The sequence below is a fragment of the Pseudomonas sp. genome (assembly GCF_033723075.1).
Taxonomy (GTDB): Bacteria; Pseudomonadota; Gammaproteobacteria; order Pseudomonadales; family Pseudomonadaceae; genus Aquipseudomonas.
On record NZ_JAWVXU010000029.1, the window covers coordinates 24576 to 44121 of the forward strand.

General features: G+C 64.1%; 21 protein-coding genes. 13 read left to right on the forward strand and 8 right to left on the reverse strand.

Annotation, left to right across the window (positions count from 1 at the left end):
• Positions 1-63 precede the first annotated feature (63 nt).
• The 6 genes from dksA to R3355_RS22340 all read left to right on the forward strand — a co-directional run bounded on the left by dksA (position 64) and on the right by R3355_RS22340 (position 4795).
• Positions 64-507: an RNA polymerase-binding protein DksA gene (dksA, locus tag R3355_RS22315; protein WP_305255914.1), complete on the forward strand. Its 444-nt coding sequence runs from the start codon at positions 64-66 to the stop codon at positions 505-507.
• A gap of 114 nt (positions 508-621) precedes the next feature.
• Positions 622-1509 carry a tRNA glutamyl-Q(34) synthetase GluQRS gene (gluQRS, locus tag R3355_RS22320; RefSeq protein WP_318963276.1) on the forward strand — a complete coding sequence of 296 codons (888 nt, stop codon included), beginning with the start codon at positions 622-624 and terminating at the stop codon, positions 1507-1509.
• 241 nt (positions 1510-1750) lie between these two features.
• Entirely contained in the window at positions 1751-2281 is a 531-nt protein-coding gene (locus R3355_RS22325; RefSeq protein ID WP_318963277.1) for a hypothetical protein, read from the forward strand.
• A gap of 290 nt (positions 2282-2571) precedes the next feature.
• On the forward strand, positions 2572-3597 hold the full coding sequence (locus tag R3355_RS22330; RefSeq protein ID WP_318963278.1) for a L,D-transpeptidase: 1026 nt from the start codon (positions 2572-2574) through the stop codon (positions 3595-3597).
• A gap of 12 nt (positions 3598-3609) precedes the next feature.
• Positions 3610-4371, forward strand: a complete 762-nt coding sequence (locus tag R3355_RS22335) for a M23 family metallopeptidase (RefSeq protein ID WP_318963279.1) — start codon at positions 3610-3612, stop codon at positions 4369-4371.
• A gap of 85 nt (positions 4372-4456) precedes the next feature.
• Entirely contained in the window at positions 4457-4795 is a 339-nt protein-coding gene (locus tag R3355_RS22340) for a TfoX/Sxy family protein (protein WP_318963280.1), read from the forward strand.
• 106 nt (positions 4796-4901) lie between these two features.
• On the opposite strand, the gene R3355_RS22345 is transcribed toward R3355_RS22340, so the two are convergent.
• From R3355_RS22345 to R3355_RS22375, 7 genes are all read right to left on the reverse strand, one after another.
• Positions 4902-6071 carry an iron-containing alcohol dehydrogenase gene (locus tag R3355_RS22345; protein ID WP_318963282.1) on the reverse strand — a complete coding sequence of 390 codons (1170 nt, stop codon included), beginning with the start codon at positions 6069-6071 and terminating at the stop codon, positions 4902-4904.
• 8 nt (positions 6072-6079) lie between these two features.
• Complete coding sequence (locus R3355_RS22350) at positions 6080-7468, reverse strand: aldehyde dehydrogenase family protein (protein ID WP_318963283.1); 1389 nt, start codon at positions 7466-7468, stop codon at positions 6080-6082.
• A gap of 230 nt (positions 7469-7698) precedes the next feature.
• Positions 7699-9072, reverse strand: coding sequence for a glutamine synthetase (locus R3355_RS22355; protein ID WP_318950859.1), 1374 nt, complete (start codon positions 9070-9072; stop codon positions 7699-7701).
• Between the two features lie 263 nt (positions 9073-9335).
• The gene (gene dctP, locus R3355_RS22360) at positions 9336-10391 is read right to left on the reverse strand and encodes a TRAP transporter substrate-binding protein DctP (protein ID WP_318950857.1); all 1056 of its coding nucleotides are present in this window, start codon (positions 10389-10391) and stop codon (positions 9336-9338) included.
• 172 nt (positions 10392-10563) lie between these two features.
• Entirely contained in the window at positions 10564-11889 is a 1326-nt protein-coding gene (locus tag R3355_RS22365) for a TRAP transporter large permease (RefSeq protein WP_318950855.1), read from the reverse strand.
• Positions 11889-12395, reverse strand: coding sequence for a TRAP transporter small permease subunit (locus R3355_RS22370; RefSeq protein ID WP_318963285.1), 507 nt, complete (start codon positions 12393-12395; stop codon positions 11889-11891). Before R3355_RS22370 ends, R3355_RS22365 begins: the two co-directional genes overlap by 1 nt.
• 136 nt (positions 12396-12531) lie before the next feature.
• Positions 12532-13422, reverse strand: a complete 891-nt coding sequence (locus R3355_RS22375) for a triacylglycerol lipase (RefSeq protein WP_318963287.1) — start codon at positions 13420-13422, stop codon at positions 12532-12534.
• A 230-nt stretch (positions 13423-13652) separates the two neighbouring features.
• On the opposite strand from R3355_RS22375, the gene R3355_RS22380 reads away from it, so the two are divergent.
• From R3355_RS22380 to R3355_RS22405, 6 genes are all read left to right on the forward strand, one after another.
• Positions 13653-13934 (forward strand): hypothetical protein, encoded by a 282-nt coding sequence (locus R3355_RS22380; protein WP_318963289.1) that lies wholly within the window; start codon positions 13653-13655, stop codon positions 13932-13934.
• A 437-nt stretch (positions 13935-14371) separates the two neighbouring features.
• A complete protein-coding gene (gene ureE, locus R3355_RS22385) occupies positions 14372-14872 on the forward strand; it encodes an urease accessory protein UreE (protein WP_318963290.1) in 501 nt (166 codons plus the stop codon).
• Between the two features lie 97 nt (positions 14873-14969).
• Complete coding sequence (locus R3355_RS22390) at positions 14970-15644, forward strand: urease accessory protein UreF (RefSeq protein WP_318963292.1); 675 nt, start codon at positions 14970-14972, stop codon at positions 15642-15644.
• A gap of 147 nt (positions 15645-15791) precedes the next feature.
• A complete protein-coding gene (gene ureG, locus R3355_RS22395) occupies positions 15792-16406 on the forward strand; it encodes an urease accessory protein UreG (RefSeq protein WP_318951272.1) in 615 nt (204 codons plus the stop codon).
• Positions 16407-16528: 122 nt separating this feature from the next.
• On the forward strand, positions 16529-17101 hold the full coding sequence (locus R3355_RS22400; protein WP_318963293.1) for a HupE/UreJ family protein: 573 nt from the start codon (positions 16529-16531) through the stop codon (positions 17099-17101).
• A gap of 1034 nt (positions 17102-18135) precedes the next feature.
• The gene (locus R3355_RS22405) at positions 18136-18732 is read left to right on the forward strand and encodes a TIGR00730 family Rossman fold protein (RefSeq protein ID WP_318963295.1); all 597 of its coding nucleotides are present in this window, start codon (positions 18136-18138) and stop codon (positions 18730-18732) included.
• On the opposite strand, the gene R3355_RS22410 is transcribed toward R3355_RS22405, so the two are convergent.
• Positions 18729-19001: a hypothetical protein gene (locus tag R3355_RS22410; RefSeq protein WP_318963297.1), complete on the reverse strand. Its 273-nt coding sequence runs from the start codon at positions 18999-19001 to the stop codon at positions 18729-18731. The genes R3355_RS22405 and R3355_RS22410 overlap by 4 nt on opposite strands.
• Before the next feature lie 245 nt (positions 19002-19246).
• Here R3355_RS22410 and R3355_RS22415 point away from each other — a divergent pair, with 245 nt between their 5' ends.
• Complete coding sequence (locus tag R3355_RS22415; protein ID WP_003244646.1) at positions 19247-19423, forward strand: hypothetical protein; 177 nt, start codon at positions 19247-19249, stop codon at positions 19421-19423.
• Positions 19424-19546: the final 123 nt, after the last annotated feature.

The window sequence follows — 19546 nt, forward strand, 5'->3', positions numbered from 1 at the left end:
GTTTTTCCCGGCAATGGACAGCATCCTGCGCAGTGGACTAGATAGAGTGAGAGGCGGTCATCCATGCCTACAAAAGCGAAAGCAAAAAGCAGTCAACTGATTCGTGGCTTCGAACCCTATAAAGAAACCAAGGGCGAGGAGTACATGGGTGAGCCGATGCGCGCCCACTTCACCGGCATCCTCAACAAGTGGAAGCTGGAACTGATGCAGGAGGTCGATCGGACCGTGCATCACATGCAGGACGACGCGGCCAACTTCCCTGACCCGGCGGATCGCGCCAGCCAGGAAGAAGAGTTCAGCCTGGAACTGCGTGCTCGTGATCGCGAGCGCAAGTTGATCAAGAAGATCGACGAAACGCTGCAACTGATCGACGACAACGATTACGGTTGGTGCGACTCCTGTGGCGTCGAGATCGGCATCCGCCGCCTGGAAGCCCGCCCCACCGCCACCTTGTGCATCGATTGCAAGACCCTGGCGGAAATCAAGGAAAAACAGATCGGTTCCTGATCTGATCCACGGGGCGCTTCGGCGCCCCGTGTTGTTTCTGCTCCTGCGCTATCCCAGTCGGGCATCGGCTGCGATTGTTCTCATCTCCGCGCATAAGCTTCTATATTCGTCCGTATGAACGCTCCCGCTTATATCGGTCGCTTCGCCCCCACCCCCAGTGGTTACCTGCACTTCGGCTCACTGGTCGCGGCGCTGGCGTCCTACCTCGACGCGCGCGCGGTGGGCGGTCGCTGGCTGCTGCGCATGGAAGACCTCGACCCGCCGCGCGAAGTCCCCGGCGCCCAGGACGCGATCCTCAGCACCCTGGAAAGCTACGGCCTTGAATGGGACGGCGAACTGCTGCGACAAAGCGACCGCCATGCCGAGTACGCCGCCCTGGTCGAGCGCTTGCTGCAACAGGGCCTGGCCTATGCCTGCACCTGCTCGCGCAAGCAACTGGAGGGCTACCACGGCATCTACCCCGGCACCTGCCGCGACGCCGGGCATGCGCCACGGAACGCCGCGATCCGCCTGCGCGTGCCGAACCTGAGCTACGGCTTTATCGACCGGGTGCAGGGCGAATACCGCCAGCACCTGGGCCGCGAGGTCGGCGACTTCGTGATTCGTCGGCGCGACGGCCTCTACGCCTACCAACTGGCGGTGGTGCTCGACGATGCCTGGCAAGGCGTCAGCGACGTGGTACGCGGCGCCGACCTGCTCGATTCCACCCCGCGCCAGCTGTACCTGCAGGAACTACTCGGCCTGGCGCAGCCACGCTATCTGCACGTGCCGCTGATCATCCAGCCGGACGGAAACAAACTGGGCAAGACCTACCGCTCGCCACCGCTGCCGGCCGACCAGGCCGCGCCATTGCTGGTTCGCGCCTTGCGCGCCCTGGGGCAAGCGCTGCCCGGCGAACTGGAGCACGCCCGCCCGCCCGAACTGCTGGCCTGGGCGGTCAACCACTGGGACGTCGAGCGCATCCCGCACAGCCGCACCCTGGCCGAGGCGCAACTGCGCTGAACTGCCAGGCCGTAGATCCTATAGTCATGTGCAAGGTCTGCGGCATCTCGCACAACTCTCGTAGCCCGAATGCAATCCGGGGACGATGTTGCGGCGACAATGGCTTTCCCGAATTGCATCCGGGCTACGGGACTCAGGGGTTTCGTAGGAGCGAAGTTTGTACATGACTTTCCGCGCGCCGAAACGACACATTTCCCTTATCCTTGCGCCCACTATTCAACTGCCGCACAGGACCGCTCCGATGAAAGCCCAGCTCGAAGAATTGATTGGCAAGATAAGCTCGGGCTGCATGCTGGCCGAAGACGTCGCGCGCATCGCCGACGAGGCGGCCCAGGCCTACGCCGATCCGCAGGCCTTCCTCGCCGCCAACCCGGACATCAATTACGACGACAGCTTCCCGATCCCGCTCGGCGAGTGGGTGGTGGTCGGTAGCCTGCCGGATACCGTACTGTTCCAGGCCGACAGCTACGATCAACTGTTCCAGCAGATCGTCGACTCCTTCGGCCAGCAGGTCAGCTTCGTGCTCAAGCCCAAGCAGCTTGCCAAGACCGAAGCGCTCAAGGCGCTCAACCGCATCCAGGTGCAACTCGGCAGCCTGTCGCCGGAAACTGGTGGCTATGTCCTGGTCGACTTCAGCGAAGCGCTGGATAACGAACTGCAAGCCGTGCTGGTCTACCGCAACGACCTCGCGCGGGTGCTGGAACTGGCGGTGGAAATCGGCATCTACGCCGCACCGGCCTATGAAACGCTGAAAGCCGCCCAGGCCGAGTAGGCGCCGCGCTCAGCATCGCCGCGCGAACGGGCCGCCAGGAACTCCTCCCCGCAGGCCCGATCAAATTACCTGCACACACTTCGCGCGACCACCTCACGCCGCCAGGCGTGCGAGATGTCGGGGGGTTTGGGCAGCAGCCGGGGGTTTTGTCCACATTCTCCCGCCTGTAACCGCCATTACTGTGCATTAATGGCACGTCGATTCCTTATGACCAACAACACGCTAAACGTGTGGCGAGCTTGCTCGAACACGCTGAAGTTCGTCCTGTTTGCTCACTTGAGGATCGTATCTTGAACAGCCAAACCATGTTCACCTGCGCCGTCGTGCTGGCCTTTCAGGCAGCGGCCGTGCCATTCGCATTCGCCAACGCCACCGCCACGCCACTCACACTCGAAGACGGCGCCACCGCGCTGCCCTTCACAGCCGAGATCGCCAACGACGCCAGCCTGCGCGGCGAGGTCGGCCCCAAGCAGCGCAACGTCGCGGTGCTGCGCGTGCAGATACTGCTCGATCGTGCGCGCTTCTTTCCAGGCGAGGTCGACGCCAGTTTCGGCTCGAACACCCGTATCGCCATCAGCGGCTTCCAGAAAAACAACGGCCTGCCCGCCAACGGCGTCATGGACGAAGCCACCTGGGCGGCACTGAATACTGATGCCGAGCGGGTGCTGGTGAGCTACACCCTCACCGAGGCCGACGTCGCCGGGCCCTTCCAGCAGATTCCAGCCGACATGATGGCGAAGGCCAAGCTCGACGCGCTGGGTTACCGCGACCCGGTGGAAGCACTCGGCGAGAAATTCCACGCCAGCCCCGCGTTGCTGGCGCAGCTCAATCCGGGCCAGGATCTGGGCCGCGCCGGTGAATCGATCGTCGTGCCCAATCTCGCCTCGGCGGCGCCCCTGGCCAAGGCCGCGCGGGTGGTGGTCGACAAGTCCGACTCGACCGTCACCCTCTACGATGCTGCGGATGCAATCATCGCGCAGTTCCCCGCCTCCACCGGCAGCGCGCGCGATCCGCTGCCACTCGGCGAGTGGAAGATCCTCGGCGTGGCGCGAAATCCGGAGTTCAAATACAACCCCAAGCTGTTCTGGGACGCCAACCCCGCCCACGCCAGGGCGACCATCCCGGCCGGCCCGAACAATCCCGTCGGCGTCGCCTGGGTCGCCCTGTCCAAGCCGCATTACGGCATCCACGGCACGCCTGAGCCGTCGAAGATCGGCAAGACTCAATCCCACGGCTGCATCCGCCTCACCAACTGGAACGTCGAGGCGATGGGACACGCAATCAAGCCCGGGCTACCCGCCCTTCTGCAAGAGTAAGCAGACGCCACCATGAAGAGCATTCTGATATTTTCCGCAGGCGCCCTCGTCGGTGCCGCGAGCCTGTTCTATTTCCTGCAGAACGACTTCGCCACGACGAGCCTGCAGGCCATCACGCTGTCCGCGCCCGTGACTGACGAGCCCGTGCAGGATGCGCCGACAACTGGCGCGTCCCCTGCGCCGGAACCGCTTGCCCCGCTGGCCACAGCGGCACTGGAGCCGGCTGCGAGCGCAGTCACCACTAGCCTGACCCGCACCAGCGCAGCCGCAGCGACGCCAAGCGATACGCCGCCAGCCGAGATCCAGGACGAAAACCTCAGCCCGGCCGAGCCCTTGCCGCTGCACCCCGGCGCGCTGCTGATTCCCGTGACCGGCATTGCCGCGACACAACTGAACGACACCTTCGACGACAAGCGCGGCAGCGAGCGAATCCACGAAGCCCTCGACATCATGGCGCCACTGCAGACCCCGGTGGTCGCGGTCGACGACGGCAAGGTGGTGAAACTCTTCAACAGCGTGCCCGGCGGCCTGACCATCTACCAATACGATGCGAGCGGAACCTTCGCCTACTACTACGCGCACCTGGACAGCTACGCCGCCGACCTGGAAGAGGGCCAGGAGCTCAAGCGCGGCGACCTGATCGGCTACGTCGGCGCCACCGGCAATGCCAACGCGCTGGCACCGCACCTGCATTTTGCCATTTTCCTGCTCGGCCCCGAGAAGCAGTGGTGGAAAGGCACGGCGATCAACCCCTACCCTTTATTTCAACACTGAGTTCGACGCCGCGTCCGCCCAGGGTATTCGGAGTCACCCTAATCACCCCAAAATCACCTCTGACCATGTGCATTAGGAGCCACTCATGCCATACGACGAAGGCCTGGCAGAAAGACTGAGAGAAACACTTCAAGGACATCCTGCAATCATCGAAAGAAAGATGTTTGGCGGCTTGGCCTTCATGTCCCGGGACTATATGTTTGTCGGAATTCTGGGCGATGTACTTATGGCGCGCGTGGGACCTGAGGGCTATGCCCAGGCACTGTCCCTGCCGCACGTTCGCGAGATGGATTTCACCGGCAAGCCCATGAAGGGTTATGTTTTTGTCGATCCGCCCGGTTTCGAAAACGATGCGGACCTTTGTGCATGGGTCGATAGATGCCATAGGTTCGTGCAGGCCCTGCCGCCCAAGCAGCCGAAATAGCGACAGCCCTGCCGGATCTGACACCCGTCAAACCGTCAAAGAGTCGCTGCCGGCGACTACCTCCAGGCGCAGCACCCTGGCCCGCCTGGAGTGCCGCCCCACCGTCCTACAACTCCCCGCGCAACGCCTTGCCAAACAACCGACTGTACTCGCTCGCACTGAAACCAATCGGATTGGTTCCCGCCGACGGGTCGACCTCGGCCATCTGCCCGATCTGCTCGATGCGGGTGTCGTCGATGCCGATTTCGCTCAGGCTGTGGGGGATGCCGACTTCGTTGCGCAGGTGCAGCACCCAGTCGAGCACGCCGGTGAAGCCCGGTTTGGCCAGGTTGAGGTAGCGGGCGAGGCGTTCCATCTGTGGCTCGATGCTGGCGCGGTTGGCTTGCAGCACGTAGGGCATCAACACCGCGTTGAGCAGGCCGTGGTGGGCGTCGTAGAGCGCGCCGAGGGGATGGGCCAGGGCGTGCATGGCGCCGAGGCCGCGCTGGAAGGCGGTGGCACCCATGGTCGAGGCCACCAGCATCTGCAGGCGCGCCTCGACATCGCTGCCCTTGCTCACGGCGCGCGGCAGGTAGTGCTGGACCAGGCGCATGCCTTCCAGGGCGATGCCTTCGGCCATGGGGTGGAACAGCGGCGAGCAGTAGGCTTCGAGGCTGTGCGACAGGGCGTCCATGCCGGTGGCGGCGGTGATCTTCGGCGGCAGGCCGATGCTCAGTTGCGGGTCGAGGATGACCAGGGCCGGGAGCATCCGCGGGTGGAAAATGATGCGCTTGATGTGCTCGGCATCGTCGGTGATCACCGAGGCGCGGCCGACTTCCGAGCCGGTGCCGGCGGTGGTCGGCACCGCCACTACCGGCGCCATGCCGGCGACGTCGACGCGGTTGCAGTTGTCGCCGACGTCTTCGAAGTCCCACAGCGGGCGGTTCTGGCCGACCATCAGGGCGATGGCCTTGCCGGCGTCCAGCGCCGAACCGCCGCCGAAGGCGATCACCCCGTCGTGGCCGCCGGCCTTGAAGGCGGCGACCCCGTCCATCACGTTGTGCCCGGTGGGGTTGCCCTTGATCGCCGAGAACAGCCCGGCCTTGAGGCCATCATCGCGGCACTGCAGCAGGGCGTGGTCGATCAGCGACAGGGCGGCCAGGCCGGGGTCGGTGACCAGCAGCGGCGCGCTCATGCCGAGGGCACGGCAGGCTTGCGGCAGTTCGGTGATGCGCCCGGCGCCGACGCGGATCGAGGTCGGGTAGTTCCAGTTCATGCGGTAGTGATTCAGGTCCATGACGCACCTCACAGCTGGGTCTTGAAGTGGAAGGATTTCGCCCGGGTCAGGTGTTCGTAGCCGATGCTCGACAGGCTGCAGCCGCGCCCGGAGTGCTTGACCCCGGTCCAGGCCAGTGCCGGGTCGAGGTAGTCGCAGCGATTGAGGTATACGGTGCCGGCCTCGACCCGCTCGGCCAGGGCCAGGGCGGCCTCGGCGTCGCGGCTGAAGATGGCGGCGGTGAGGCCGAACTCGCTGTCGTTCATCAGGGCCAGCGCCTCGTCGTCGTCCCTGACCTTCTGGATACCGACCACCGGGCCGAAGGATTCCTCGGTCATCACCCGCATGCCGTGGTAGACGCCAGTCAGCACCTGGGGCGCCAGGTAGGCGGAGCCGGGGCGATCGAGGGCGAAGCTGGCCGGGTCGATATGGGCGACCGCGCCCTGGGCGACGGCCTCGTTGATCTGCCGGCGGACGAAATCCGCCGCCTCGCTACGCACCAGTGGGCCGAGGGTGGTTTCCGGGTCGTCGGAGCGGCCCAGCTTGTACTGTTTCACCAGCGCCACCGCCTGTTCGACGAAGCCCTCGAACAGCGACTCGTGCACGTAGATGCGCTCGATGCCGCAACAGGATTGCCCGGAGTTGAAGAAGGCACCGTCGATCGTGGTTTCCACCGCATGGCGGAGGTCGGCGTCGGCGCGCACATAGGCCGGGTCCTTGCCGCCCAGCTCCAGGCCGACACTGATAAAGCGCCCCGCCGCTGCCCGCTCGACCATGGCACCGCCCGGCACCGAGCCGGTGAAGGACACGTGCTGGATCGCCGGTGCCTGGATCAGCTGTTCGGTATCGGCGTGGCTCAGGTGCAGGTACTGGAACACGCCGTCGGGCAGACCGGCCTCGACGAAGGCCTCGACCATGCGCTCGGCGCACAGCGGCGTCTGCGCCGAATGCTTGAGCAGCACCGCGTTGCCGGCCAGCAACGCCGGCACCACGGCGTTCACCGCGGTCAGGTAGGGGTAGTTCCAGGGCGCGACGACCAGCGCCACGCCGAGCGGTTCGCGGCGAATGAAACGGCTGAAGCCGGGTTTGTCCGGCAGGCGGATGTCAGCCAGGCTGCTCTCGGCGATATCCGCCATGTGGCTGGCGCGCTCGACGAAGCCGCGGATCTCGCCGGGGGCATAGCGGATCGGCCGGCCCATCATCCAGCACAGCTCTTCGGCCAGTTGATCCTCCCGGGCGGCGAAGGCGGCGATGGCCCGACGGCCGATGGCCACGCGTTCGGCCACCGGGGTGTGCTTCCAGGCTTGCTGTGCCCGTTCGGCCTTGACCAGGGCCGCCTGGATTTCACTGGCCGTCGCCAGCACGCGCTCGACATACAGCGAGCCGTCGATGGGGGATATGCATTGCAGCTTGCTCATTGCTCACTCCGTAGGTTGCTGTTCCGTTGACACGTAGCCGGGGGCGCCAGCCCATGCCCGCGATAGGCCATACCTGCAAAAGCATCGCGGGCATGGCCCGCTCCTACGCAATTACCGAGAACTGTTCCATTCAACCCATGGCCCGGATGCAATCCGAGCCATGGGTTTTCGGGGATTTCCCGCCGGCTTGCGCGTAAACACCGGATCTGCGCACAGGGCCTACCGACCATTCAGATGATTTCAAAGTAGCGATCCAGCTCCCAATCGCTGACATGCCGACGGTATTCACGTTCCTCCCATTCGCGGCTGGCGGCGAAATGTTCGACGAACGGATCGCCGAACAGCTCACGGGCCGCAGCGGAAGCTTTCAGGCGCTGCGCCGCATCCCACAGGGTGCGCGGCAGGGCCAGCTCCGGTGGGTGCTTCTGCGCATAGGCATTGCCGGACACCGGATCGGTCGGCTGCCACTGCTGCATCACGCCATACAGGCCGGAGCCAATGGCCACGGCGAGGGTCAGGTAGGGATTGCCGTCCGCCGCGCCGAGGCGATATTCCTGGCGCTGCGATTTGTCGCTGCCGGGGATCACGCGTAGCGCTGCGGTGCGGTTTTCCACGCCCCAGGTGGCGTCGGTCGGCGCCCAGAAGCCGGGGATCAAACGCCGGTAACTGTTCAGGGTCGGCGCCACCATGCACAGGAACTCGGGCATCAGGCGCTGCTGGCCGGCGAGAAACTGGCGCTGGATCAGGCTCATGTTGTGCGCCTGGCTGGGGTCGTGGAAGGCCGACTTGCCGCTGGCGCGGTCGCGCAGGGAGACGTGGATATGCCCACTCTGCCCCGGGTACTTGCCCGACCATTTGGCCATGAAGGTGGCCATCAGGCCGTTGCGCTGGGCCAGCACCTTCATGAAGGTCTTGAACAGCGCGCCCTTGTCTCCTGCCGCTTCGGCATGGTCATAGGCGATGGCCGCCTCGATCACACCGGGACCGGTCTCGGTGTGCAGGCCTTCGATGGGAAAATCCATCCGCTCGGCCAGTTCGAGAATCTCGTGGTACAGCTCGGCATGCACCGAGTTGCGGATGGTCGAGTAGCCGAACCAGTCGGGAGTGAACGGCTTGAGGTTGCGATAGCCCTTCTCCCGCGCCGACTCGGGCGTCTCGTCGAACATGAAGAATTCGTACTCGAGCGCCGCGAAGGGGTCGAACCCCATCGCCTGGCAACGCTCGATTACCCGCCGCAATGTGCCGCGCGGGCATACCGCCTCGGCCTGCTCGGCGAATTCGCAGATAAACAGCAGCATACCGTTCTCGAAGGGAATGTCGCGGCAGGTATGCGGCAGCACCCGCACCGGCGCGTCCGGGTAGCCGGTGTGCCAGCCGGTGTAGCTGGCGTTGTCGTAGAGCTGATCCTTGACGTCCCAGCCAAGCACCACGTCGCAGAAGGCGAAGCCGCTGTCGAGGGCGGAGAGGAACTTGCTGCGGCTCAGGTACTTGCCGCGCATCACTCCGTCGTTATCGAACACCCCGACCTTGACGTGACTGAGGCCACGCTCCTCAACGATGCGCCTGGCGTCTTCGCTGGTCTTAACATCCCGCGGATTGAGCATATGCACCCCTGTTTTTTGTTATGGCGCTGTTGCCGTTGCCTGCTGGCCCCGAAGCGCTGACGTGTTCCACGATCTGCACTCTGACGGGACATTTCGCGGCCATGGAACTGGGCGTCCCCAGCTAGGCGCACCTGCCGGTCCTACGGAACCGGGGGCATGGCGCAGGGAGGCGTTGCCCCAGCGATCCGCGCTGGCCGCGCGCCCGCACCTGCAGCCACGGCGCAGCCGCCGTGGCATGCGCACGCCGACCTGCCCGCGATCCGTCAGGAATAGCGATAGGGCGGGCCGGCCTTGGCCATCAGCGCGTTGTACTTCTTGAAGATCTCCACCACCTTGGCCGTACGCGGACTGGTCTTGGCGATCTCGTCCCAGAACTTCAGGGCCTCGGCCTCGACCGTGGCCCATTCGGCGTCGGGGATGGTGGTCAGTTGCAGCTTGCCGCCTTCGACCCGCAACTGCGCCTCGCCGCCCCAGTACCAGTGCTGGCGGTAGTAGTGGGAGCTGTCCATGCACAGTTTGAACAGGGTCTTGAGGTGCTCGGGCACTTCGGCCCACTTCTCCGAGTTGGCGAAATAGGAGCCGATCCAGGCGCCGGAGATGTTGTTGGTGAGGAAGTACTTGGTCACGTTGGCCCAGCCGACGGTGTAGTCCTCGGTGATGCCCGACCAGGTGATGCCGTCCAGCTCGCCGGTCTGCACCGCCACCTCGACGTCTTCCCAGGGCAGGGTCACCGGGATCACGCCGAAACGGGAGAGGAATTTGCCGGCAGTGGGAAAGGTGAAGATGCGTTTGCCCTTGAGGTCGGCCAGGCTCCTGATCGGCTCGACCGTGGCGAAATGGCAGGGGTCCCAGGCCCCGGCACCGAGCCAGGTGACGCCCTTGACCTCGCCGTAGGCTTCTTCCCAGATCTGCCGCAGGCCGTACTTCTCGAACAGCACCGGCACGTCCAGGCTGTAGCGGGTGGCGAAGGGGAAGTAGCCGCCGAACACCGAGACGTCCACCGGTGCGGCGATCGAGTCGTCGTCGCTTTGCACCGCGTCGATGGTGCCGCGCTGCATGGCGCGGAACAGTTCGCCGGTCGGCACCAGCTGGTCGGCGTAGTAGAGCTGGATTTCCATCTGGCCGTTGGCCGCCTGATTGAAGGCATCGATGGACGGTTTGATCACGTGCTCGCCGAGGGCCGGGCCGGCATAGGTCTGCAGGCGCCAGGTGATTTTCTTCGGTTCCTCGGCATAGATGTGCGCCGAACCCAGGGCCGTGGCGCCCACCGCACCGGTGGTGACCGCCGCGGTCTTGAGGAAGCTGCGTCTCGTAGTCATGCTGGTATCTCCAATAGTGTCGACTCAGATGTCATGCATCAGCACCACTGCGACCCGGCCAGGTCGGTGCAGCGTTTTCAGGTGGGCAATTCGATCCTCATGGGTGGCTGTACCGTTCTGGTTCGTATCGACAAGCCAATCGTCATTTACTGCCGTTCCTGAATTCTTGGGTTCAACGTGCGTAATGCCACTGCGGCAACCACAGGGCGATCTGCGGAAACACCATGACCAGCACCAGGGCCAGGACCATGACCAGCACGAAGGGTGTGACCGAGACGTAGATGTCGCGCAGCGTCACCTCCGGCGGTGCCATGGCGCGCATGAGGAACAGGTTGTAGCCGAAAGGCGGGGTCATGTAGGCGATCTGGCAGGTGATGGTGTAGAGCACGCCGTACCAGATCAGGTCGAAACCGAGGGCGCCGACCAGCGGCACGTACAGTGGCGCGACTATCACCAGCATGGCCGTGTCATCGAGAAACATGCCCATCAGGATGAACGACAGCTGCATCATGATCAGGATCTGCCAGGGGCCCAGCTCCAGGCGGTCGACGAAGAAGGACTCGATGGCCTTGACCGCGCCAAGGCCGTCGAACACCGCGCCGAAGCACAAGGCGGCGAGGATGATCCACATGAACATGCAGCTGATGCCCAGGGTCTTGCGCAGGGTTTCCTCGAACACCCTGGCGTTCAGCCGGCGCTTGACCAGGGCGACCAGGGTGGCGGCCGTGGCGCCTACCGCCGAGCTTTCCACCAGGCTGGTGATGCCCATCAGGAACAGGCCGGTCATGGAGAAGAAGATGAACAGCGGCGCGATACCGGCCCTGAGCAGGTGCAGCTTCTCGCCCCAGCTGATCTGCTGGCGCTCCTCCTCGGGCAAGGCTGGCCCGAGCGCGGGGTTCAGGCGGCAACGGATGACGATGTAGAGCACGAACAGGGTCGCCATCATCAGGCCGGGAAAGACCCCGGCCAGCCACAGTTGGCCCACCGGCTGGCGGGCGATCATGCCGTACAGCACCAGCACCACGCTGGGCGGGATGAGGATGCCCAGCGAACTGCCGGCCTGGATCACCCCGGTGACCATGATCTTGTCGTAGCCACGCCGGAGCAACTCGGGCAGGGCGATGCTGGCGCCGATCGCCATGCCGGCGACGCTCAGGCCGTTCATCGCCGAGATCGCCACCATCAGGGCGATGGTGCCGATGGCCAAGCCGCCATGCAGCGGCCCCATCCAGACGTGAAACATGCGGTAGAGGTCTTCGGCCAAGCCGGACTCGGAGAGCATGTAGCCCATGTAGACGAACAACGGCAGGGTCAGCAGCGGGTACCACTTCATCAGCTTCATGGCCGCGCTGAAGGCGATCTCCGAGCCGCCGTCACCCCACAGCAACAGGGCCGCGGCCACTGCGACGAAGCCGATGGCACCGAACACCCGCTTGCCGGTGAGCAGCAACAACATCATCGAGGAGAACATCAACAGCGCGATGAGTTCGTAACTCATTACAGCGTCTCCCCGCGTGCGCTGGCGAGGTCCTTGAACAGGGTGGCAATCGCCTGCAGCAGCATCAACGCTACGCCGACGGTCATGATGATCTTGATCGGCGCCATGCGCGGCGACCAGGACGAGTAGCTGGTCTCGCCATACTCGAGGGCATAGAGCGTCGAGGAGACGCCGCCATAGAGCAGAAAGACCAGGTAGAAAATCAGGAAGCCGATGGTGATCGCATCCATGGTCGCACTGGTGCGCGGCGACCAGCGGCTATAGAACAGGTCCATGCGCACATGGGCATCGAGCTGCATGGAATAGCCACCGCCCAGCAGGAAGTAGGCGACCATCAGAAACTGGGCGGCTTCCAGGGTCCAGATCGCCGGATCGGCAAAGGTCTTGCTGATCGAGGAATAGAGCAGAACGCCAATCATGGCGAAGATCAGGTACATGGCGAAGCGGCCGATGACCCGGTTCATCGTGTCCACCGCTCGTACGAATACCCGTATGACCTTAGGCATGCAACAGACCCACGAAATAGTGGCTATTCCGAAACTCTAGTTGAACATTCGATAAAGCCAACTTGGACCCGGCGATGTGCCAGCAATCGGATCCTGGCAGCTCGCTTTGCCCTGGCGCGAGCACGCCCCGCGCGCGCTACAACCCGGCGTCGTGCAGGCGCCGGGCATGTTCGACAAAAAGCCCCACGGGATCGGCGCCCTTGCCGACCAGACCGAAGGTCTGGTTGACGATGTCGAAGTGGTCGAGCGGAAAGTCATCGCCGATCACCGTACCCAGGTGCGAGCTGTAGCGCCCGACCATGCCGTCGCACTGCCCGGCTTCGCGGCGAAAGGTGCGGGCGAACAGGCGGCAGGCCCGGTTCGGCCCGTCGAAGCGGTTGCCGCCACGATCGGTGATGCCGGGCTGCAAGGTGCCGGACCAGGAGTAATAACGCACGCCATTGACCTCGGCGGCACCCTCGCCGCCCCAGGTATCCGGCAGGCCTTGGGGGAATTGCCGATTGAAGGCGGTGACGCCCTCGCTGGTCAGCGATTGCTGAGCGGCGGCGACATCCATGGGCAGACGCGGCCCCTTGTAACCGGTCTCCAGCCAGGCCATGCAGCGCGCCACGACGCGCAACAGCAGGGTCAGCACGCGCTCGCGCAGGCTGCCGTGGGGCGCCTTGCGCTGGAGAAAGTCGGCCAGCTCCGAGCCGTGATTGGGCCCGGCGACCGAGGTCACTGACGCCACCCACTCGGGTTTCAAGGCGGCGGCGTAGCGGGCGCTCAACGCGCCCTGGCTATGGCCGATCAGGTGCACCTTGGCGGCACCGGTTTCCTTGAGCACCTGAGCGATGCGTTCGAGCAATTGCTCGCCACGCACCTCGCTGGAGTGCACCGAGGACACCAGCACCGGGAAGACCCGAGCGCCCTGACGGCGTAGCGCCGAGACGATGCCGAACCAATAGGAATAACCGAGCAAACGGATGAAACCGAGCAAGCCCGGCACCAATACCAGGGGGTAACGTGGCGCAACACTATTCGACATAACTGATCATCCCTGTATGAAACGTATGGACCGGCACCGCCAGCAACCTCGGTATGCGCGCAACGTGCGGCCAACCATAACCTGAAGTCGGCGAAAACATGGATGGCCCGGCGCCGGCGCCATAATCACCAAGATCGATGGTCACTATCAGGTCGTTCAACTTCTTATTAACGGCCAAGCCCCTAGTATTGCCTCCTGTAGCCATTGAGCCCCACCTGGAGGAGCCGATCATGAAAAGCACATTCGTTATCAGCCTGGTTTTGAGCCTGCTCGCCAGCAGCGCCTTCGCCCTGCCGAGCAACAACCCGCCACCGCTGCTCGGTGAGGTGAAAGACAGCCAGCAAGAGGTCCTGTCGCAGGATCGTCATGTCGCCGAAGGTGGCGCCGAGCGCACCCTGGAGCAACGTCTGCGCACTGCGGAAAATGGCTCCGAGCGGACACCCGGCCAGCAACGTCTGCAGCTCGCCGAAGGCGGTGCCGAGCGCCTGTTGGAACAGCGGCACAACGGCTGAAACCGGCGAGTCAGAGTACTGGAGCTGGTGAAAAAACTCTCGCCTACTGCGGCAATGCTGTTCACTAAAGCCAAGTGAGCAGCATTTTTTTGTAGCCCGGATGCAATCCGGGGAAGTCTGACCCTGAAATACCGCGCCTGGCGACCGCCTCGCTAGGGCACTCGATATGTTCACAACCTCTGAAGGCCTCCACAACGGCAACGTCAGCGCCGCCAGTACGGCGCCGGGGCCGGAGTTTCCTGCCAAAGCGGTTTCGTCGCCAGTTCCGGCAACGCACCAAAATAAAGCATCCATCCCGAGCACGCACCAAAACAACCCCTCCTGACGCCCCAACTCTGGCCATCACGCGCCACGCAGGCCGCTGCCGGCCGGCGTGCGCAGGGTTTGGCAAGGCCCTTGCTCTATCACCGAGATCATCCTGCCGGAAACTGCCCCCCATGCTGGTGATCCACCAACGCATCGCGGCCCAGGAACATTGGGACGCGGAACTGGAACTGACCTTCGAGGCCCGCAGCAAAAGCCGCCTGCGCTGCTTCAGCCGCGACGGCGAAGACGTCGGCCTGTTCCTAGAGCGTGGCCAGCCGCCCCTGCACGACGGCGAATGCCTGCAGGCCGAAGACGGCCGCATCGTGCGCGTCTGCGCCCGCGCCGAACAGTTGCTGCACGTCACCTGCGCCAACCCCTTCGAGCTGATGCGCGCGGCCTATCACCTGGGCAACCGCCACGTCGCCCTACAGCTGGGCGACGGCTGGTTGCGCCTGCCCGACGACTACGTGCTCAAGGCCATGCTCGAGCAACTGGGTGCCGAGGTCACGCTGATCGAGGCGCCCTACCAGCCCGAGCAAGGCGCCTACGGCGGCGGCCACCACCACTCCCACGCCGGCGACGCCGAATTCAGCTATGCGCCACGCCTGCATCAGTTCGGGGCGCGCAAGTGAACGAGGCCCGGACACTAGCCGGACTCGCCAGCCTGCGGTGGCCGAGTCGCCGGCCGGCTAACGCTCATAAGTGCCTGCTTCCGCTCGGTGCGCCCCTGTGAATAAGGCCTGGGCACTCCTCAGACTCGCCAGCCCGCAATTGCCAATCGGTGGCTACAGCTATTCGCAAGCCCTGGAAATGGCAGTCGAACAGGGACTGGTCGCTTGCCCGGACAGCGCCAAACGCTGGATCGCCGAGCAACTCCTGCTCAACCTGGCGCGCTTCGAGGCGCCACTGTTGCTGGCCCACTGCGCGACCGCGGTCGCCGGCGACTGGGCGACCCTGCAGCGTCTCGCCGCCCAGCAACGCGCCAGCCGCGAAACCCGCGAACTGCGTCAGGAAAGTCGGCAGATGGGCTATTCCCTGGAGCAGCTGCTGAGCGGCTTGCCCGAACTGGACGACGCAGCCCGCGCACTGTTCGCCGATCTGGAGGAGCCCGGCCTGGCCGTCGCCTGGGCACTGGCCGCCCGTGCTTGGCAGATCAGCCCGCAGGACGCCCTCGCCGCCTGGCTCTGGGGCTGGCTGGAGAACCAATTGGCGGTACTGATGAAAACCCTGCCGCTCGGCCAGCAAGCCGCCCAGCGCCTGACCTCACAGCTGTTGCCCTTGCTCGACCAGGCGCAACAGCAGGCAACCGAACGACCTCCCGAACACTGGGGCAGCGCCGCCTTCGGCCTGACCCTGGCGAGCATGGCGCACGAGCGCCAGTACAGCCGCCTGTTCAGGTCATAGCGTGATGCTCCCTGGATCGACCGTAGCAGCGGGCCATGCCCTCGATTGTTTTTCGCGGGCATGGAACTAGGCGCCCCCCGCTCCTACGCATTATTTCGACGGCCGGACCGCTTCCGGCGCGAGCCCTGCAACAGAGGAAACCCACAGATGAACAGCCAACCCCTGCGTATCGGCATCGGCGGCCCGGTCGGTTCCGGCAAGACCGCCCTGACCCTGGCCCTGTGCCTGGCCCTGCGCGAGCGTTACAACCTCGCGGTGGTGACCAATGACATCTACACCCAGGAAGACGCCCAGTTTCTGGTGCGCAACCAGGCCCTGGCGCCGGAGCGAATCATCGGCGTGGAAACCGGCGGCTGTCCGCACACGGCGATCCGCGAGGACGCCTCGATCAACCTCGAGGCGGTCGACCAGCTCAACCGGCGCTTTCCCGGTCTCGACCTGATCATCGTCGAATCCGGTGGCGACAACCTGTCGGCCACCTTCAGCCCGGAACTCTCCGACCTGACCATCTACGTGATCGACGTGTCGGCCGGCGACAAGCTGCCGCGCAAGGGAGGACCGGGCATCTGCAAATCCGACCTGCTGGTGATCAACAAGATCGACCTGGCGCCCCTGGTCGGCGCCTCACTTGAGGTAATGGAGCGCGACACCCTGAAGATGCGCGGCGACAAGCCCTTCGTTTTCAGCAACCAGAAAGTCGGCCAGGGTCTGGAACAGATCATCGCCTTCATCGAACGCCACGGCATGCTCAACGTCGCCTGAAGCCTTTCGTAGGAGCGGCCCATGGCCGCGAAGCTTCCGCGGCCATGGGACCAGGCGTCGCCCCCACGCCTACACACGACCAGGCCTGGACCCGCACCACCAGGACACCAAGGAGATCCACCATGAACCTGCGCCAATCACTGTTCGCCCTCGCCCTGTTCCTCAGCCCGGCCGTGGCCTTCGCCCACGCCGGCCATGACCACTCCGGCCTATTGGCCGGCCTGGCCCACCCGGTCTTCGGCCTCGACCATTTGCTGGCGATGCTCGCCGTCGGCCTCTGGGCCGCACAGCAGACCGGCGCGGCACGCTGGGCGCTGCCACTGACCTTCGTGGTCAGCATGCTGCTCGGCGGTCTGTTCGGCTTCGCCGGCATGCAGATCCCGCTGATGGAAACCGGCATCGCCGGCTCAGTACTGGCCTTCGGTCTGCTGGTGGCAGTCGCGGTGCGCCTGCCGATGTCCCTGTCACTCGGCCTGACCGCGCTGTTCGCCCTGACCCACGGCGTGGCCCACGGCCTGGAGCTGCCGGCGCTGGCCAGTCCCTGGGGCTATGCCGGCGGTTTCGTCATCGCCACCGCCGCTCTGCACGCCAGCGGCTACCTCATGGTGCGCCTGCTGCCCCAAGCCGCAGCGCCACTGGTGCGGCTGACGGGCGCCGCCTCGGCGGTCACCGGCGTGTGGCTGCTGGCCGGCTGAGCCTCACCGCTAGATGCCCCCTCGGACGCTGGGTGCGGACCTCCCCGGATTGCATCCGGGCTACGGTTTTCAGGTGTTTCGTAGGAGCGGGCCATGCCCGCGATGATTTTTGCCAGCGTGCTCTATCGCGCCATGGGCTAGGTGCCACGCCAGCGCCGAGGTCCTGCGCGGCTTGAACGTGCAACTGTGGACCATCAACGAACAACCGGCGAGCCCGCCTGCTCGAGCAAGGCGCCCACGGTCTTGGGCACGCCCTGCAACTGCTCGGCCGCCCTCAGTTCGGCGCACTGGATCAGTAGTGGATTCTGCAATTGAGCAAAAAACCAGCAACTACGACCACGCCTAGTCCGCTGTGGCCTGGATACAAGCGCGCTCAGCTTATCCACAGAACGCTCCACAGCTGCACTGGATAACTATTCGGACAGCGCCGAATACGCCAGACAAATCCTTGAAATAACTGGATTATTCCTTGACCCGAAGCGACTCGACATGCCCTTGCCGAACGTTCGGATGAATTGATCAAAAGCTGATCAACCTGCGCAAAGCCACGATTACCAAGGCATTCAGCCAGGCATACAGAGTTACCCACAGGCCTACCCACAATAGTCGTGGACAACTTTCTGATTTTATCCCCACTCCTTGAATAACACCGCCAAGCGCTTGTTTTATCAACAAAACAGAACTGATCAAAAAACGTACAAACAACCCGGGCAGCCGCACAACTAGGCCTGCATGCGCCTACACCCACCTTATCCACAGTTCGTTCCACAGTCTTTGTGGGCAACTCGATTGAATACTTATCCACTTGCCCAGCCAGCCCTGAAACTATCGCCATCATCGAGACAATCAACCAGCCTCGACGGCACCCGGGATATAGCCTGAGGACCAGACAACAGGAAAGAAGCCATGCACCTCAATGATTGGATGGGCTGCTTGCTCGCCGCCTATGCGGGCGGCGCCAGTGGCAGCATGATCGCTTGGTAGATCCCCGCAGACTGGCTACCCTGTGAGCCCTTCACAGTCAGGAAGCGAGCATGACCTTGCGTTCAATTTGCGTGTTCTGCGGCGCCAGCCCTGGCGCTCATCCGATCTATCGCCAGGCGGCGGAAAACCTGGGTCGGCATCTCGCCGAACAAGGCCTGCGTCTGATTTACGGTGGTGGCGCGGTTGGCCTGATGGGGGTGGTTGCGGATGCAGCAATGGCCGCGGGAGGCGAAGTCATCGGCATCATCCCGCAGAGCCTGGAGCGCGCCGAAATCGGTCATCCAGGCCTGACCCGCCTGGAAGTGGTCGACGGCATGCATGCACGCAAGGCCCGCATGGCCGAGCTCAGCGACGCCTTTATTGCCCTGCCCGGCGGACTCGGCACCCTGGAAGAGCTGTTCGAGGTGTGGACCTGGGGGCAACTCGGCTATCACGGCAAGCCGCTTGGCCTGCTCGATGTGGGCGGCTTCTACAGCAAACTCGGCGAATTCCTCGACCATCTGGTCAGCGAACGCTTCGTGCGTTCCCAGCACCGCGCCATGCTGCAACTCGGCGAATCGCCCCATGAACTGCTGCAGCTGTTGCGTGACTGGCAGCCGAGTGCCGCCCCAAAATGGGTGGAGCACGAACCTGACTTCGCTGGCTAGCCCACAGAATGCAGCTGGACTTCCACGACGGCATCGGCACGGGTTGGCTGCGGCTCCCCAGTCAGCTCGCTGATCAGCGCCCACTGTTGATCGAGCTCCTTGCTAACCGCTTCCAGCCTGACGATCATCCGCGAGCCGGCGCCGCGCACACTGGGGTCGGTGCTGCGCATCAGGTCGAACGACAGGGAGGTTATCGCGGCAGTCAGGTGAGTGAGGCTGCGCGAGTTGAGTACAAGAAGTTCGCTGAGCTGCTGTTCTTTGGGCGACATATCGGCCTTTCCTTGGCGGGCAATGCAGTATGTATGAAGTGCAACGAGGATTCTCGCAAGCGCCAGCCACTGCAGTTGACAAGATATTACCCCAGCGGTTCATCCGTGCAAGCTGCGTAAGCTCCCCGGCGAGCGTGATCGTTTGGCCGAATGCCTGCGGCAATCTTGCGCAGACAAGCGGCCTCGACCTACGCAGGCAGGCGCGCATCCGTTACCATCGCGCCACTCACGAAAAGAGATGCGGCATGTATATCTATCGATTGGTTCTGATCCTGGTGGTGGGGATCTACCTGTTCTCCCCGGCGATCATGGATTGGTGGATCGACCCCAACGGCGCGTGGTACCGGCCCTATTTGCTCTGGCTGATCCTGATCGTGGTGACCTTTATCCTGCAGAGCCAACGTGATGCCGATGAACTCTGATCCACACCGGCGAATCCTGGTGACCGCCCCTTATCATTCTTCGCAGAGCCAACGCGATGCCGATGAACTCTGATCCACACCGGCGAATCCTGGTGACCGCCCCTTATCATTCTTCGCAGAGCC

Coding starts and splice junctions, on each gene's coding strand:
- dksA (WP_305255914.1), top strand. CDS start 64: ATGCCTACAAAAGCGAAAGCAAAAAGCAGTCAACTGATTCGTGGCTTC.
- gluQRS (WP_318963276.1), top strand. CDS start 622: ATGAACGCTCCCGCTTATATCGGTCGCTTCGCCCCCACCCCCAGTGGT.
- R3355_RS22325 (WP_318963277.1), top strand. CDS start 1,751: ATGAAAGCCCAGCTCGAAGAATTGATTGGCAAGATAAGCTCGGGCTGC.
- R3355_RS22335 (WP_318963279.1), top strand. CDS start 3,610: ATGAAGAGCATTCTGATATTTTCCGCAGGCGCCCTCGTCGGTGCCGCG.
- R3355_RS22340 (WP_318963280.1), top strand. CDS start 4,457: ATGCCATACGACGAAGGCCTGGCAGAAAGACTGAGAGAAACACTTCAA.
- R3355_RS22345 (WP_318963282.1), bottom strand. CDS start 6,071: ATGGACCTGAATCACTACCGCATGAACTGGAACTACCCGACCTCGATC.
- R3355_RS22350 (WP_318963283.1), bottom strand. CDS start 7,468: ATGAGCAAGCTGCAATGCATATCCCCCATCGACGGCTCGCTGTATGTC.
- R3355_RS22355 (WP_318950859.1), bottom strand. CDS start 9,072: ATGCTCAATCCGCGGGATGTTAAGACCAGCGAAGACGCCAGGCGCATC.
- dctP (WP_318950857.1), bottom strand. CDS start 10,391: ATGACTACGAGACGCAGCTTCCTCAAGACCGCGGCGGTCACCACCGGT.
- R3355_RS22365 (WP_318950855.1), bottom strand. CDS start 11,889: ATGAGTTACGAACTCATCGCGCTGTTGATGTTCTCCTCGATGATGTTG.
- R3355_RS22370 (WP_318963285.1), bottom strand. CDS start 12,395: ATGCCTAAGGTCATACGGGTATTCGTACGAGCGGTGGACACGATGAAC.
- R3355_RS22375 (WP_318963287.1), bottom strand. CDS start 13,422: ATGTCGAATAGTGTTGCGCCACGTTACCCCCTGGTATTGGTGCCGGGC.
- R3355_RS22380 (WP_318963289.1), top strand. CDS start 13,653: ATGAAAAGCACATTCGTTATCAGCCTGGTTTTGAGCCTGCTCGCCAGC.
- ureE (WP_318963290.1), top strand. CDS start 14,372: ATGCTGGTGATCCACCAACGCATCGCGGCCCAGGAACATTGGGACGCG.
- ureG (WP_318951272.1), top strand. CDS start 15,792: ATGAACAGCCAACCCCTGCGTATCGGCATCGGCGGCCCGGTCGGTTCC.
- R3355_RS22400 (WP_318963293.1), top strand. CDS start 16,529: ATGAACCTGCGCCAATCACTGTTCGCCCTCGCCCTGTTCCTCAGCCCG.
- R3355_RS22405 (WP_318963295.1), top strand. CDS start 18,136: ATGACCTTGCGTTCAATTTGCGTGTTCTGCGGCGCCAGCCCTGGCGCT.
- R3355_RS22410 (WP_318963297.1), bottom strand. CDS start 19,001: ATGTCGCCCAAAGAACAGCAGCTCAGCGAACTTCTTGTACTCAACTCG.
- R3355_RS22415 (WP_003244646.1), top strand. CDS start 19,247: ATGTATATCTATCGATTGGTTCTGATCCTGGTGGTGGGGATCTACCTG.